Origin of the sequence: Bradyrhizobium betae, assembly GCF_004123905.1 — a bacterium.
In the GTDB taxonomy this organism is placed as follows: Bacteria; Pseudomonadota; Alphaproteobacteria; order Rhizobiales; family Xanthobacteraceae; genus Bradyrhizobium; species Bradyrhizobium betae_A.
Window position 1 is genome coordinate 1 of sequence record NZ_MZXW01000017.1, and the last position, 15,841, is coordinate 15,841.

12 protein-coding genes are annotated in these 15,841 nt (G+C 59.9%); all 12 read right to left on the reverse strand.

The window, feature by feature from the left end:
• A partial coding sequence (locus tag B5V03_RS15710; RefSeq protein ID WP_129271235.1) for a GDP-mannose 4,6-dehydratase occupies nt 1-244 on the reverse strand: 244 nt, incomplete at its 3' end.
• 188 nt (nt 245-432) lie between these two features.
• Nucleotides 433-846: an Ig-like domain-containing protein gene (locus tag B5V03_RS15715; RefSeq protein WP_129271236.1), complete on the reverse strand. Its 414-nt coding sequence runs from the start codon at nt 844-846 to the stop codon at nt 433-435.
• Between the two features lie 1,568 nt (nt 847-2,414).
• Nucleotides 2,415-6,365, reverse strand: coding sequence for an Ig-like domain-containing protein (locus B5V03_RS15730; protein WP_164988038.1), 3,951 nt, complete (start codon nt 6,363-6,365; stop codon nt 2,415-2,417).
• Between the two features lie 455 nt (nt 6,366-6,820).
• A complete protein-coding gene (locus B5V03_RS15740; protein ID WP_129271240.1) occupies nt 6,821-7,606 on the reverse strand; it encodes a hypothetical protein in 786 nt (261 codons plus the stop codon).
• Nucleotides 7,607-8,189: 583 nt separating this feature from the next.
• Nucleotides 8,190-8,642 carry a hypothetical protein gene (locus tag B5V03_RS15745; protein ID WP_129271241.1) on the reverse strand — a complete coding sequence of 151 codons (453 nt, stop codon included), beginning with the start codon at nt 8,640-8,642 and terminating at the stop codon, nt 8,190-8,192.
• A gap of 19 nt (nt 8,643-8,661) precedes the next feature.
• On the reverse strand, nt 8,662-9,417 hold the full coding sequence (locus tag B5V03_RS15750; protein ID WP_129271242.1) for a hypothetical protein: 756 nt from the start codon (nt 9,415-9,417) through the stop codon (nt 8,662-8,664).
• Nucleotides 9,418-9,431: 14 nt separating this feature from the next.
• Nucleotides 9,432-11,708, reverse strand: a complete 2,277-nt coding sequence (locus B5V03_RS15755; RefSeq protein ID WP_245502235.1) for an exopolysaccharide biosynthesis protein — start codon at nt 11,706-11,708, stop codon at nt 9,432-9,434.
• Between the two features lie 149 nt (nt 11,709-11,857).
• On the reverse strand, nt 11,858-12,496 hold the full coding sequence (locus tag B5V03_RS15760) for a hypothetical protein (RefSeq protein WP_129271244.1): 639 nt from the start codon (nt 12,494-12,496) through the stop codon (nt 11,858-11,860).
• Nucleotides 12,497-12,592: 96 nt separating this feature from the next.
• Nucleotides 12,593-14,101 carry an O-antigen ligase family protein gene (locus B5V03_RS15765; protein WP_129271245.1) on the reverse strand — a complete coding sequence of 503 codons (1,509 nt, stop codon included), beginning with the start codon at nt 14,099-14,101 and terminating at the stop codon, nt 12,593-12,595.
• Nucleotides 14,065-14,607 (reverse strand): glycosyltransferase, encoded by a 543-nt coding sequence (locus B5V03_RS15770; RefSeq protein WP_129271246.1) that lies wholly within the window; start codon nt 14,605-14,607, stop codon nt 14,065-14,067. Before B5V03_RS15770 ends, B5V03_RS15765 begins: the two co-directional genes overlap by 37 nt.
• Nucleotides 14,604-15,059, reverse strand: a complete 456-nt coding sequence (locus B5V03_RS15775; RefSeq protein ID WP_008140397.1) for a glucuronosyltransferase — start codon at nt 15,057-15,059, stop codon at nt 14,604-14,606. Before B5V03_RS15775 ends, B5V03_RS15770 begins: the two co-directional genes overlap by 4 nt.
• The gene (locus tag B5V03_RS15780; protein ID WP_164988039.1) at nt 15,050-15,802 is read right to left on the reverse strand and encodes a WecB/TagA/CpsF family glycosyltransferase; all 753 of its coding nucleotides are present in this window, start codon (nt 15,800-15,802) and stop codon (nt 15,050-15,052) included. The genes B5V03_RS15775 and B5V03_RS15780 overlap by 10 nt, the downstream gene beginning before the upstream one ends.
• Between the last annotated feature and the right edge of the window lie 39 nt (nt 15,803-15,841).

Genomic DNA, 15,841 nt, shown 5'->3' on the forward strand with positions numbered 1-15,841 from the left:
TCGGCCGGATCTGCTGTACCAGGCGGATCAGATTGCTCGAGTCCGTCATGTCGCCATAATGCATCAGGAACGGCACGTTGCCGACATGCGGGTCCTCGTAGAGGTGATCGACCCGCGCGGTATTGAATGAGGACGAGCGCCGCTTGATGCCGTGCACGACATAGCCGAGCGACAGCAGATATTCGGCCAGATAGGCGCCGTCCTGCCCGGTCACGCCGGTGATGAGAGCGATCCGCTCAGCCATGGCTCGGGGCCTAGATCCAGTCTGGAAAAGGCGGCCGCCCATGCGAGAAGCCGCCAGCAAAACGAGCCTTTTCTTGGACATATCGTTCAGCCGGGTCAACCCCGAACATCGGTCGAACGAAACCGCCGGCAGCCCCTCCAGCGGGCGCGGAATCGGCTCGCCACGGGCTAGATCATGACGATTTCGCTCTACTCGTAGTTGTTGATAGAACCCACGACGATCGGTTGATCGGCTCTGGAGATCGTCACCTGGATCTTGGAAGTTCCTTCGTCGTGGCGATTCTTGCCGACAACCACCAAGGTAAACGTATCCGTGCCGGTAAAATCAGGCTTGGCAAAATAGCGGAAGCCAGGGCCGACCAGAACGACTTCACCAGACTTCGGTTTTGCAGATACGGAGACGTTGTAGATCTGCATCGTCGACCAACGCAGACCCTGGATACAATTTGCGCCGGGAGCGATCGTCATCGACCATTCCATCGTGTCACTCGCAAGCTGGTAAGGCTTGATGTCGCGCATGCAGTTTGGCGTGGCGTGGGCTTCGAACGCCGAGGTCAGCATCATCAACCCAACGATGGATGCGAAGCCGGTGGTGCGTAACATACTGATCTCCCTCCGTGATCGGCCCTGACCTTGCGGGAGGGGGACTGAAAAATTGGTAAGAGCCGGCGGAACCTTCGACGCGATGCTTAAGATCGAGCTAAACGATCGCCTGCAGCAAATGCGACCTGTGAGTTGCGCATCATTTCGCGAGTGGATCCCGGCAAGATTCCTGCCCACCAACCTTGACGTCCCGAATTGGGTATCCATCTCGGGTCCATGAGATGCGCCCTACCCGTGCTGTATGCTTGTGCGTGCTTGGTGTGCGCATGCGGCCAGGCGGCGGCTCAGGGCACTCAACAGCCACCCTACAGCGGGGCTCCCTCCGGTTATGTGGTCGTGCCGGGACCGACCGTTTCGACCAGACCCCAGAGCACGCCGAACCGGCCAACAAACTACTTTTCGCCGGCAGACCCATCCTTTGTCGGCCCGAACGCCTCGGGCTGTTGCGCTCCCGTGAGACGGTCTGGCCGACGTTAGTTTTTGGCCGATCTATCGTTCAAATCTGCCATCGCCACCTTGCAGGCTGGCGCCTCTTTTGAGACAAGAGGCGTATCGTTAATGTGGAGTATAGCGTGCTGGGGCTGGTTGTAATTTTGGCAATTGCCGCCTTTTCATTCGCGGCCGGCTACGCAACGAGGGAAATTATCTCGCGCCGGCGTCGAGAACGATCCCTCAGATTCCGGTCCTATTTGCCGCCAGCCGAATTAAGGCAGCCGCCTGCCTTCCTCATTCGAAATCGTAATCTGGCGTCAAGATCAACGCATTGACCCGGCCGGCCTGACAGCGGGCTCGCTCACGGGAGAAATGGACTTGATGCTCAGAGTGTCCGGGATCTCCGCTCTCCTGCTGCTGACATGCCCGAGCGAGGTCTGGGCCAGCCCCAGCGCTGAAACCGCCAAGAAATGCATGCACTATTCCTACGTCGCTTTCCCATACAAGCGCCCAGGTGCCGTGCGCATGAGCGGCGACCGACAAGCCTATTTCAGAGATTGCATGGCCAAGGATGGCGTTGTCCCGGAGCCTGCTCCCGCCAAGGAGCAGTGACGGCTGGAGGACGGCTACGGCCGCCTATTTGGCGTCATCATCCATCTTGCCGTTGTTGGCGACGCACTTGTTGAAATAGGAACTTTGGTCGCGTCCGGAGCCCTTGGCACTCCCGGCGGCGGGGTTAGCGACTTCGCGGGGTGGAAAGCGCTTGGTTGTAAGCGCTTTGCAAGTCTTGGCCAACTCGGCCGTAATCGCCGACGCCCGCTCAGGGATTGCCTCGCCCGCAAGGCAAATGACCCCAATTGCGACTGCGCCAACCTTCCATCTGAAAACCATTGCTTTCATTCTCCCAGGTAACCCGGCCACATCCGCCTCCCGAGATCCCTCTTTGAATGGGCCGTCACCGCCATATCATAGCTCGCTGCTCGCGCCAGTAACAGTTCACCCAGGGCAATGCCAAGGGAGCTCGCCTCCACAAGCAGGTGGTTCTGCAAACCACGATCCGTGGGGTCGAGGAATTTTCACGGCAGCACCAGCGCGCGCGACCATAGGCCGCATCATACGCAGCGAGATCATTGAGCTCAGATGGCCAGGTGCCAACCGGCGTCTGCGTTCATCACGCCAAGCTGCTGGATTACGGTCTGGCTGCCGTTCATCTCCACGGATGTCAGCGCATGCGTAACGCTATTTTCAAACAGGATAGCCGACCTCTGACCACCATCGACGCTCTGAGAGCCAACGTAGTGATCGTCAGCGCCGAGCGTTCCAATCGCCGCCGAACTCATGATTTTCGTTCCGTTCATCTGCCAGAGCGCGACGCCATGGGTCGTATCGTTCAGGAACAGCAAGTCTGATTTTCCGTCACCATTGAAGTCTCCGACGTCGGCAAAGTGCCAGCCACCCGCGGCGTTCATCACCGCAATCTGCGAGCTAGAGGTAATCTGACTCCCGTTCATCTGCCAGATCGCAACGCCGTGCGTTTGCCCGTTCAGAAACAGAAGATCGGTTTTTCCGTCCCCATTGAAGTCGCCGGTTTCGACGAAATTCCAGCCGCCCGCAGCATTGATTGTTCCGATCGTCGTCTTCGATGCCACCTGGGTGCCGTTCATCTGCCAGACCGCAGCATCGTGCGTGCTGTCATTGATCATCAGCAGGTCCGTCTTGCCATCGCCGTTGAAGTCGCCGGTCGACGCGATATGGAAGCCTTGCGCCATCACGCCGATTTGGGGACCTGCGGCGATTTTCGCACCATCCATCTGCCAGACCGCGACGCCATTGGTGGCGCTGTTGACGAACAGCAGATCGCTCTTTCCATCGCCATTGAAATCGACAATGTCGGCAAAATGCCAACCGCCCGCGGCGTTGATCGCCCACACGGTGACGACTGAAGCCGCCTGCGCTCCATTGCTCAACAATTCGGAGACTTCGTGGGTGACATCGTTGATGAAGAGCAGATCCGTATGCCCGTCTCCATTGAAGTCACCTTTGGCAGCGAAGTCGGACCCCGATGCTCCCGTCACCACCTGCGGATTGCCCTGCGACTGGCCGCCCAGTTGCCATATCGCAGCCGTATGCGAGCTGTCGTTGAAGAACACGAGGTCGGTGCTGCCGATCTGGACGTTTCCGGCCTGGGCAATGACCTGCGGAGAGGTCTGGCTAATCACGCCGTCCCCGTTCAAATCCTGGTGGAAGACCGACTCCAGCGATTGCAGCGCCGAGCTCGCGCCCGACACGGTCCCGGTCAGATTGGCGGCGAATGCACCGTTCGCATCGACGCTCCACACCATATATTGGTCGGAGCCGGCGGCCTTCCAAGCGACATCATAGCCACTTGCGGTCTTCTCCGCCGCAATCGCCGTGAAGGCACCGAACTGCCCTGTCTGGACGGCCACGCCTGAGTATTTCAGGAGAAGAGCTGCGCCGCCATCCGACAGATAGTAGTTCGTGCCGCCCGTGGCGAGCGTTGTCGTTCCGGTCGACTCCATGACCGTGCCGACAATCTGATTCAGCGCATTCGACACACCGCTCGAATTGCCCGCCGTATCAGTTGCAACGGCAGTCAACGTATGAATGCCCGCAACGAGCGTGCCGGTGCTGATCACCCACGACCCGTTTGCCGCAGCAACGCCGGTGCCAAGCAGATTGGCGCCGTCATAGAGCCAGACCTTGGCGCCCGCCTCCGCGCTGCCCGAGACGCTTGTCGAACTGGCCGATACGGACGCGCTCGAGCTGATGACGGGTGCGCCCGGCCCGATGGTATCGACAGTTACGCTGAGCGCAGCAGGCGTTCCGACGTTCCCAGCGGCATCCGTTTGCTTGATCGTGAAAGAATGCACTCCGTTCGCCAGCGTCGCAGTTGCGAACGTCCACGCTCCCGTGCCATCGACTGACGCGATTCCGATCTGGTTCGCGCCGTCGAACACCTGGACCTGACGGCCAACCTCGCCGGCTCCCCGCAGCGTGATCTGATTGGCGTTGGTGATCCCGTCACCCACTACATTGCTGTCGGGCGAGAACGATGTCACCGTGGGTCGCGGCGCCACGGTGTCCACCGTGATGTTGAAGCCCAGCGACATCGCGCTGACATTGCCCGCCGCATCGGTTGCCCGCGCGGAAAATGAATGCGTGGCGTCCGACAGAGTTGAAGTCGTGTAAGACCAGGAGCCGTTGGCGCCGGCCACCACCGTTCCGATCAGGATCGCGCCGTCGAAGAGCTTGACGGTGCTGCCCTGCTCAGCCGAACCGTTCAGCGTGACCTGATTGGCATTGGTGACGCCATCGCCGGAGATGTAGCTATCCGGCGAAAAGCTCGTGATCGCGGGCGCGACGGGCGCCGTCGTATCCACGATGATGTTGAACGACGAGGACATCGCACTGGCGTTACCGCTGCCATCGACCGCTTTTGCGGCAAAGCCATGGCTGCCGTCCGCGAGCGTGGCAGTTGCAAAGCTCCAGGCTCCGGAGCTGCCCGCGACAGCGGTGCCGAGCTGGCTGCTGCCGTCGAAAATCTGCACCACGGTTCCCGCCGAAGCCGTTCCGCTCAACGTGACGTGATTGACTTTTGTCAGCCCGTTCGCGAGACCGGCGTTGTCGGACAACGAGGCCGTGATCGTCGGCGCGAGGGGCGCGGCTGCGCCTGCGGTCGCGGCGGCGTCCGCCTTCCCGACACTCAGATCGAGACTGTGAATCGTCAAGGCTCCCGCCCCCGATCCGACTTCGGCTCCGAACTCCAGCGAGGCCAGGTATTCGCTGCTGGAAACCAGTTTGAGGCTTACGAGTTTTGCCAGGATCGAGGCCACATTGATGTCGCCGGTCGTCGAATCCGTATCGAGAACGACCGCAATATATGGCCGGGTGCCGGCCTGATAGTAGATCTTGGCCGAGATAACGCCATCGCTGTAGGTGCCAACCTGGCTTCCGAAGGGAACGAGCCCGCCCTTGTGCAGCCAGATCATCACTTCGTTGGTGATCGTGCTCGCGTTTCCGTTCGGGCGGCTCGTCAGCCAGAGATCGAAGGCGACATCGAAGCCGGCGAGATTGCCGTGGTATTCGACATCGTATTTGACCTCGAGGCTCGAGAGGCTGGAGAGCTGGATTGCGAACGGATTGGCAGGCGAGCTCGACGTGCTGGCATATGGATTGAGGCCGTACGAAATCTCCTGATAGGCCCTGATGGTGGGATTGGGATCGATGACAACCGGAAACGACCAGGTAAAGGTGGTCTGTTTGGTCAGACCGGCGGCAGCATAGGACGTCGAGACGGAGTAGTCCGTGCCATAGACCAGGCTTCCCGGATTCCAGACGTTGTTGACGATCGTCCAGCCATTCATGGTCAGCGCCTTGGCTGGACCGACCATCTGGGAGAGTGCCGTCAGAGACGCCGGAGAGCTGGGCAGCATGCCAAAGTCATATGCGCTCAGGCTCGACAGGCTCACGCTCCGCAGCACGAGGCTCTCGCCATTGGCGAATGCGAACTTCACGTCCGCACCATTTTGCGTGGCCAATGCCGCGAGCTGATCGAAGCTGGTGATCCCGTAGCCCTGCAGCTTTATGATGTCGTTGCTCGGCGCGAAATTGACGATGGCATCGGAGCCATTTCCCGCCTTGACGATGAACAAATCGGCCCCGGCCCCGCCGACCAGGATGTCGTTGCCTGCACCGCCGTCCAGCGTCGCGCCGACCGAGCCGGCGATGATGATGTTGTTGAGGGCGTTGCCCGTTCCGGAATTGGCGCCGGGCGAATTGAGAATGAGATTTTCGACGTTGGCGGCGAGCGTCGCCGCCCCCCAATAGTTCACGACGACCGTATCGACACCCTGTCCGGCCTGCTCGACGATGGTCTCACGATTGTCCCAGAGGTAGTAGGTGTCGTCCCCGAGGCCGCCAATGAGAACATCTCCGCCGGCGCCGCTGAACGCGTCGTTGCCGGACGTCCCGACTTGGGTCTCAACCCCCGACGTATTGATCGCCCATCGGGTCGTGCTCCCCGATGTCGACAAAGTTATCCCATTCGCAGTGCTGTAGGTCGTCATGCGCCCGTCCCCCTAAGCGCATGAAAACATTCATTCCCAAATATCCGGGGGCGGGATTGCAGCTAATCGTTCGGACCCGATTGAGACTCTGGTAAGATTTTCAGAAAATGAACATGGATCCCGGAAGGCGTTGAAGGCCCTTCAACTGCCATATTCCGCAGAGAAGCAAACCTCGCGTGAAAACCAACGCAATTTATGTCCGAGGCAGTCAATGAGAAGCGCAGCGATTATCGTCTTGTTAGCCCTGTTCGGCTCCGGGCCGAGCGGGGCGGAACAATTGTTCTCGACGCCACTGCGGGATGCGGCGGTCAATCACGATCTAGCGAAGGTGAGAAAGATGCAGTCAAGCATCTCGCGCCGCGCGCAAGCAGATCCCACTTCTGCGTCCGAGAACCAGGACCTCAACAGCGCGCAAACTCAGCCGCGCACTTCCGTGCGATAGCCGGAGACGGCGCTCACCGGTAATCTACGGAGACCGCGTTCACCAGGAACGAGCCCGTTCCCTGCGCCGGCTCAACTCCGAGCGAATGGCCATTGTAGTACTCCTCGCCGGTCAGGATTCCCTTGGACTTCAGGAAGAGATGCATCGCCTGGAGATCGATCGAGCCCTTGGCAAGATCGGCGTGGGTAACCGGAATGAACAGGATATCCGGGACCTTCGGCCGTCGATCGATCGCCACCTTCCATTGCACGCCGGCATGCTCGAACGTTCCGATCGGCGTCGCCGTGTTGAAGTACTTCACCGAATATTCGGGCGTACGGAGAAACACCTCGATTTCAAACAGGCGCGATGTCCAGCCACGAGGAGCCTTGGTGAGAAAGTAATCATAGATGACGTCGAAACCGTTGTGTGTCCCGGAAAAGGTTAGATCGTGCGAGACAGACAATTGCTGAATTTCGTTGATCCGCGAGGGCCGAATTTGCCGTTGCGGCACGGTGTTGAAATAGTCGCCATAGGCCGCGGCCTGGAGGAAGCCGACGATGAATTTCGGATCACGGATCGGCCAATTCCAGGTGATGGTCGTCCCCACCGGAAAATTCTCGGGATCCACGGTGAAGCTCTGATCGAAGTCCTTTCCGGCGACGTATTCCCGCTTGTTGAAGGGGTCCATGAATGCCGAAAATGGACCCTTGGTGAATAATTGATGATCGCCGAAACGGCGCAGTTCAGCCGCGCCGGCCCAATTGACTGTCAGCAGGAAGGCAGAAGCGAGGACGAAAGCTCGCGGGATTAGACGCATATCAGCTCCTTCTCGATCCAGGATGTGGAGTCGCGACCGTCGCCCCGACCTCAAAATGTCGGCTCAGCAAGGCAGGTTTACGACCAACTACGAATAGTGTCCGCACGCCATTCAGCAGCCGAGATCCATTGAACGGACGGCTACTTGTCGCAGCTGCTCTTCCACTGGCAATGCCCGTAGGTGTCACAATCCTTGATCGGAGCGCATTGCGACCGCCCACCCTCGCCGATGCGCATCGGCGTCTGACGGAGAGTCGTCGAGCACGAACGAGCGGGGCAGATCGGAGCAATGTCAAACTGACCGCTGCAGATGGCTCGGAAGGCACCATCGACGCATTGGCAAAAGCATCCGGCCCACGCCGCGGATGGCATCGCTCCGAGCGCGATAAAACCGATCAGCCAGGCGGTTCTCACCAGACTTCCAATATGAAAATTCATCCAGAGCCTCAGTGACCTCGTTGCGATGCCCGCCGAATCTTGCACGAAAACGGTCGAAGGAAGCAAGCCAGCCGTCCTGCTTCCAAAGGTCTCACGACATTACGTTCTCGTGACGAAGATGCGGACATCTTGCCGCGACACAGCGGCTAGTTGAAATACTCGCGAAACTCGAACCTGAAATCCTTCGCATCCGGCACGATGCCAAAGATTTCGCGGCGCTTGGTGTAGGCTCCGACGGCGATGTCATTGCACTTGTCGGTACCCAGATAGCAGGCCCGCAGCTTGACCGGAACGCTGCACGAATTGTTGACGATCAGGACGTGATCGTAGAGCTTCGGATTGACGACCTGCGACTTGGCCTCCCCGAGCACGTAGACGCAGGGACGGCCCGAGGAATCCATATGCCGCTGCGGCGTCCGGGACGAACCGAACCGCATGGACGATGAGTTGGTATCCACGCTGAGGCCAGGCGTCGAGCCGACGACCGAGCCCCCGGTCAGTCCCGGCTTGTCGACCTGTGCAAGCGCCCCATCATGAGCGACCAGCACGGCGACAAGGCCGATAGCCACCGCAAAAGCGAATGATCGAATCTTCGACATTGCCAAACTCCAGCTCGGCTCAATTCCAGTATCGCTGCGGGCGCGGCTCGGCATTGGGAATATCGACTCGAATTCCCTGGTCCTCGAGGAGTCTCGCGAATTGTTCGCGATTGTACCGCCCGACGTCCGCAAGTCGTGCGAGCAACTGTTCCCGCACCGGCCACCCCGGACCCGCAAGGTTTGCAGCGGCCAGATCGACGAAGCCGGCATCCACCAACTCTGAAAATTCGGTCAGCACCTTTTTCTGCAACTCGCTGCCAAGCGACGGAAACACGGCAAGCGCAAACCGGTTCCGACGAAGAGCGATCCAGCCTTCATTCGGTCCGGTCTCGTAGGACATCTCCAGATAGCGGAGAGCCTTCTCGGACACCCCGGAGCTGGATACTTCGATCCAGTATCGCACGAACCAGAAGAACGGATCGTACGGAGAGCAACTGATGGACTTGCGGATCGCACCGCGCAGATCGCTGGAGAGCTTGTTCAACGCGAGTCGATCCGTCTCGCCGCCCTTGATCTCGTACAACTGCACCTTCACGAACACGGCGCTGCGGATCGCAGGAGTATTGCAGTCCGCAGCAGCGATCGCGCGATCCGCGTCAGGTTCGACCCCCTCCAATACGCTCGGCTGGAAAGTCTCACCGAGCGAAATCCGGGACCCGACAGCTTCGAGATCCCTGAAAGGAAAGACGCGCTGATATGTGCTCACGCTCCAGGAGATCGTGAGCACGCCGGCCGCAACGAACAGCAGCTTCAGAAAGACGCGGGCTATCGACACGGCATCGCCACGTCTCAATCCACGTAGCCGTATCTCGAATAATAGGAATTCCCGTAATATTCGGAGTGCCGCAGATCGTAGCGGCTCACGGCCTTCATGTTGGCCTTGTTGAGCACGCAACCGATCGTCCTTTCGGTGACGTTCGGGGCGTCGTTCAACGCCATCTGCACGACGTCGATCTTGGTCTTACCCCACTCGACGATCAGCAGATAGGAATCGACGAGCCGATTGGTTGCGCGCACGTCGACGATCGGAGCCATCGGCGGCAGATCCACGATGATCCTGTCGTAGGAAGCGCGCAGGCCCGCGAACAGCTTCTCGGTCGACTGCCAAAGCATGATCTCATGGCTGTGGGGCAGCCACTGATCGATCACGACCGGAAGGAAATCGAGTCCGGTCTCGGGATCGGTCCAGAGCGCGTCTTGCAAAGCCACATCGCCGGAGATGACGTCCACCAGTCCGGCCTTGGCACCCGGCGTAAGCTGCTTGGTCAAAGACGGATTGCGCAGGTCGCCGTCGATGAGCAGCGTGCGTGTACCGCCATGCGCGATGACGCGGGCGAGCGAAGCTGCCGTACTCGATTTGCCCTCGTTGGGAAGCGCCGAAGTGATGCCGAGGACGTTGTTGGTCCTGCTCGAACCATGCAGGTCGGCGGCAAGCTTGATTGCCCGCAATCCCTCGGCAAACCGCGAGAACGGCGCTTCCATCACGTAGCGCATCGGGCTCGGACGGAACACCAGCGGACGGTCGATCGCCGCCAGCCGCTCGTCTTCGCGCGGCGGGCGACCTGCGGGCCTTTGCGGCGGCGGCGAGCGGACAGCGCCATCCGCAGTTTGCTTACCCAGGGCACGGGCAACCATGCCACGCACGCCGCGGGAAGATTTCGCGCCGTCGAACGACAATTTCGGCAGCACGGCGATGCAATCGAGCCCGAGCTCGCGCTGCACCCTCGATGCGGTCCGGAACGCGCGGTCCGACATATCCCTGAAAACCGCGAGGCCGAATGCCAGCGCGATTCCGCCGACGAGAGCGCCCGGCATCACGATCAGCATGTTCGGGAACGACGGCTTCAGCGGCGGCGTGGCCTGGGTAATCAGGCGGGATTCAGTGATCGGGAACGACTGCTGCTGCACGGAGACCATGTAGAGCTGCAGGAAGTTGTCGGCGAGCGCGCGATAGCTCTGCGCGTTGCTTTCAAGCTCTCGCAGCGCGATCTGGGCCTGGCTCGTGTCGTTCGAGGCCTTGACCGTCTGATCCAGGTTCTTCTGCGTGCTGTCCTCCTTGGAGGAGGCGATCTCGAGGTCGCTCTTGTAGGTTTCGGCGATTCGCCTGAGTTCGTCCCCGATCGACCGGCGGATTTCCCGCATCTGATCGCGCAGATTCTTGACCGCAAGATGCTGCGGCCCGTAGCGGTTGGACCAATCGGCCTCGCGGTTCGAGAGATCGAGATATTGCTGGCGAAGCCGCGTGATCACGTCGTTATGGAGGGAGTCGGCGACGGCTCCCACTTCGGTGATGAGCGCGCCGTCGCCATTGTCCTTCTGAAGAATCCCGCTGATGCGATCGAGGCGCGCCTGGGCTTCGGCCTTCTGGGCCCGCGCGATCGTCAGCGCGCTGTTGATTTCGGCCAGTTGCTGCTCGTTGAGAAGGCGACCGCCGGTATCGACGATGTTGTTGTCGGCCTTGTACTGTACGACGGCTCGCTCGGCCGCGGAGGCCTGAGTCCGAAGCTCCTTCAGCCGATCCTGCAGCCAGATGGCTGCGCGACGGGACGCCTGATACTTCGATTCGAGCTGGTCGTTGATATAGGCTTCAGCCACCGCATTGGCGATCTTTGCCGCGCGGTCGGGATTTTCGGACTGATAGTCGATCTGAATGACATAGGACAATCCCAGCCGCTTCACGGAGAGACGCTTCTGAAACTTCTCAAGCGCCTTGCGGGTCAATTCGAAATCCGACCGCGGTCCATCGGACAGCAGAGACCTGATGGCACCGAGGAGGGCACCTGGAATACCGCCGCCGGGACCAACGAACTCGTCGAGTTCGGTCAATCGAAGCTGCTTGATGACGGTGAGCGCGATCGTTTCGGACTGAAGGATTTCGACCTGGCTATCGACCGTGCCGGTATCCAGCGGCGATTCGGTTCCGAGCGGAGCCTGCTGCTGAATGGTCTGCACCTTCTTCGTATCGATGATGAGCAGGCCAGTCGCGGTGAAGCGCGCGGGGGTCGTCAGCATGATGACGCCACCCAGAAGAACGCACACGAGCACCACCGTGACAAGGAGGGTCACGTGTCGCCCGATCAGCCCCTTCAATGACTGAAGGGTCTCTTCTGCCGATGTGTACTCTTGGGTGACGGACGAAATGGCGGTGGTAGGCTTGGTAATATTGAGCATCAGTCCAACTCGTCCATCTTTTGCTTTGGCGGCGAGTGCCAGCCCTACGGGCTCGTCGTCCGCGCCGCCGTCGTCGTCGTCGAAGTGACGCCCGAAATTCCGGTCACCCCGCCGCTGAAGTAATTAAGCCCGTTACCGCGAACGCTCTCAGCCGAGAACGTGAACGTTGATCCCGTACCGTTGCCCGTATTGGCCGCTGGGTTGGTTCCGCCCCCAACGCCTCCCGGCGAAATTCCAGCGCCAGAAGCGTTCGTCGCCAGTGTTCTGTTCTTGTCGCCGGTGATTGCCGCGTAAGCGGTCTTTGCCGGAGCAGACTGGCTGTTGTTCACTCGATCCTGAATCTCTGCGGCGAAATTAGGGTCCGTCTGCAAACAAAGCACAGATGCGGCCTGACCGAGGCCAGACCCGATCGCGCCTTGCTGATCGCCCGACGCACCCTGAAGCAGGGCGAGAACCGGAGACAGTGTCGAGGAATCCGAGGCCACCAGATCCCTTACGGTTTGCGCAAGATCAGCCGCGCCCAGAATCGAGCTCGGATTTGCAACAAAGTTGTTGACGGTCGCAGCTGGCAACTTCTGATCGCCGGACAGACACGCAGCGGACGCAACCTGGACGGAAATCAGAGAGATCGTTCCGGCGATCACAAGACGTCCAAGCATCGAACCCATATATTCTTTAAACACAGCTTTCTCCCACCAACCGAGGCAGTTAACGCAGCCCTCCTATAGCATGCTCCTGCAATTTAAAGGCAAAACATGCGCGTTTGGATGACAGTAACTTTAACGGCTGCGTTCATCGACGCCGTCCCCGAATTCCGGGCTGGCCGCGCTAAGCCTGACAGGACTGGACGCCGACGGCGGCGCTAGTGCTTGAGCAAGTCCCGTGCCAACTATCGCGGCAACCATGAACGCGTATCCGGGGATCTGAAGCGAGAAATCAACCAGCGAGTGCAGCCCAGCCATGAGCCACGCTGCCAGTGCCGCCGAAATGGGCAGAGGGTCGCGAGTCGGCCGACGCATGACTGCCCAGATCAGTAAAAAGAGGATTGCCAGGTACCATGCCAAGACTCCGCCTGCGACGAAAACACCGGTTTCCGACGCAAGCTCCAGCAGAACATCGTGCGCCCGATTCCAGGTGCCGGAGATCGATACATCGCCTGGGCGATACGCCTGGAAAATCGCGACAAAGCTTCCCAGACCCGTACCAAGTTCAGGGAAGTCACGCGCAATCTGCATGGTCGTCCGGTAAACCGGCCAGCGCCCCTCGTCGCTGAACCCCTGGATGCTGAAGCGTTGTCCGACATTGCCCCCGACAGTCAGCATGAGACCGGTCGCCACCAATGAGCCGATCGCGCCCACGGCGACCATGGCTTTCCAGTGGGCAAACTCGCGCCGGAAATACGCCAGAAACGCAACCAGCAGCACGATCAGCGTAAGAACGGAACCGGCTCGAGATCCCGTCATGAAGACGGCACATAGCGTGGTGACGAAAATCGCGAGAGCGAACAGGCTGCGATTCGTTGGATGCGCGACGAGCCGCTGGAACGCACCACGAAGGTTCAACCCGCGCCGCTCCCGCATGTCGCGCAGTTCCTCGCACCAGAAGAGAAACCACAGGACCGATGCCTGTCCGAAGAAGACCGCCGCTGTGTTCCGGTTGGTGAACGTGCCCGTGAGATTGGCCAGATGATCCGTCTTGTTCTTCCAGAACAGAATCTTGCCGGGATCGACCGCGAAGGTGACAATCCCGAGCAAGGCATAGGCGGCTCCGGCGAAAGCAACGACGCGAAGCAGCCTGAGGCCGTCGCGCCGATCCGACGCGATCGAAAAAGACACAAGCAGCATGAGCACGAAGGCCAGCTCTGCACCGATCGCGATGAGCGGCACATCCCTCACGACCGATACGATGGGGGGAAAATCTTCTCCCAGCACCGCGCCCGCACGGGCCCAGATCGGGTGAACCAGCCCGCTGGAAAACCATGGTCGCACCGATATCTGCTCGTGAATCACGACCAGATAAGCGCCAAGGGACACGAAGGCCGCCAATAGAAAGACCATCGATTTGACGGAAAGCCGCGCCGGCACGCTGCAAATCGCGGCCAAGCCCAGCAACAGGCTCCACGCCGCGACAAAGCTCACGGCCGTCGAGCCGAGCGGAAACGGCGAAAGACATATAACGGCCGCGACGCAGGCGAACGCCGCCTGAGCGGCGATCAGGCGCACGACACCACGACGCTTCCTGTGAGGATTTTTTACCGCTTGGCCGCGCTCGACTCGTTTCGGCGCCATGGCAGTGTCCAGACCCTAGAGCTCGGTCTCTCTTCTTCGATGAAAGCGCGAAGCCGCGATACGAATTCCTCCGGAGCCTTCCGGGAAACGCCCTGGGATGCAACCATATCGCTGAGATGGTTCAACCGGTCGAGGAGTTCGGCTTCGTCCCTCACCACGTAGAGACCTGGTGTATTCTCGAAACGCGCAGCGGTTGCCGACTGATGCGCGTTCCTGTGCTCGCCGCGCGTGTGATCACGCGGCATGATGATGATCGGCTTCCTGAACTCAAGGGCCGTCAAAATCGAGCCCATGCCGGCATGGGCGACGATCAGCTCAGCCTCGGCCTGGAGCTTGCGAAACTTGTCCGGGCTCATCATGGCAAAGCATTTGAGCGCCCGAGGCGTGTAGCCCGACGGTCCGGTCTGCGCCATGACGTCGGTTCTTCCGTTCTCGACCGCCCACATATCCACGGTACTAATCAGGCGATCGAAAGGAAATTGGGTGCCGACAGAAACCAGAATCACAGTACCGCCCCGAAGGAAGAAAGGTTGGGGTATTTTTCCACGAGATGAGGCCATTGCGTAAGCCACAGATCTGCATAGCGTCTGGCGAGCTTTCCCGATAGCGACATACGTTCCGAATTCGCCAGGCTGTCGATCCAGACGGTTCGCGCCCCTAGCACTTTGCCCACCTGAATTGCAACCAATCCGGGTGCTGCGCCCGTCGTCACGATCACGTCGGGACGAAATTTTGCAATTATCCAGATCATCTGGGCAAACAGCACCGCAAAGCTCGCAGGATGGCTCCGCGAGGCGTCTGTCACGACGGCCACAGGGGTCGCACCGGACGGAGCCTCGGCTCCTTCCATTGTGGTCACATACAAGGCCTTGTGTCCCTCGAAGGCGGGACTAAGGCGCGACAGCTGGACCCAATGTCCACCACCGGACGCGACCAGCATCAGTCGTTTTACGGCCATATCCGTTTTCCCCACCGGGTTGCCCTGCCGAGCGCTTCCCCGGTCACACGAGCGATAAACACAGGTATCCCCAGCAAGTACCGACGCCACAGACGAAGGGGCTCGTAGAGTAACCTAAACAACCACTCCAGGCTGAGCGCCCGCAGCACGGCCGGCGCGCGAGGAACCGCGCCCGAGACGAAGTCGAACAGCCCACCAACGGCGAACCCGCGAGGGCATGCATAAGGAATGTGCTTGGCAATCCAGACTTCCTGCCTCGGATTTCCAAGTCCTACCAGCACAAGATCAGGGTTTGATGATTTGATCCGTTCGACGATCTCGTCTTCCTCGGCTTGTTCATAATAACCATCCTGACACCCGACGATTGTGTGCCGAGGCCACATGGCTGCGATGACCTCCGACGCCCGTTGGACGGAGGACGGCCTAGACCCCACGAGAAATATCCGCAACCGGTGCGTCGTCATAGAAAGAACCGCCGGAATGAGATCCGTTCCATTCATGTTCGCCGGGAAAACCGCCCCTTTGAGGATCGCGCTAGCAAGATTCAATCCAACTCCGTCATTGAGGACGGTGAACTCCCTCAGGATGTGGAGAACGAACGGATCGGAGCGCGTGAAGTTGAACAGATTGGCGTTCAGGAACGCGACCTTCATCGGCTGTTGAGCCGCCATCGACGCGTCAAATCGCGCCACGAACTCTTCAATGTCCGAGGAAAGCACGCTGACGCCGCCGATGTCGACCAACTGTCCTACAGGGTGGGGCATCAAATGGTTTCGCAAACT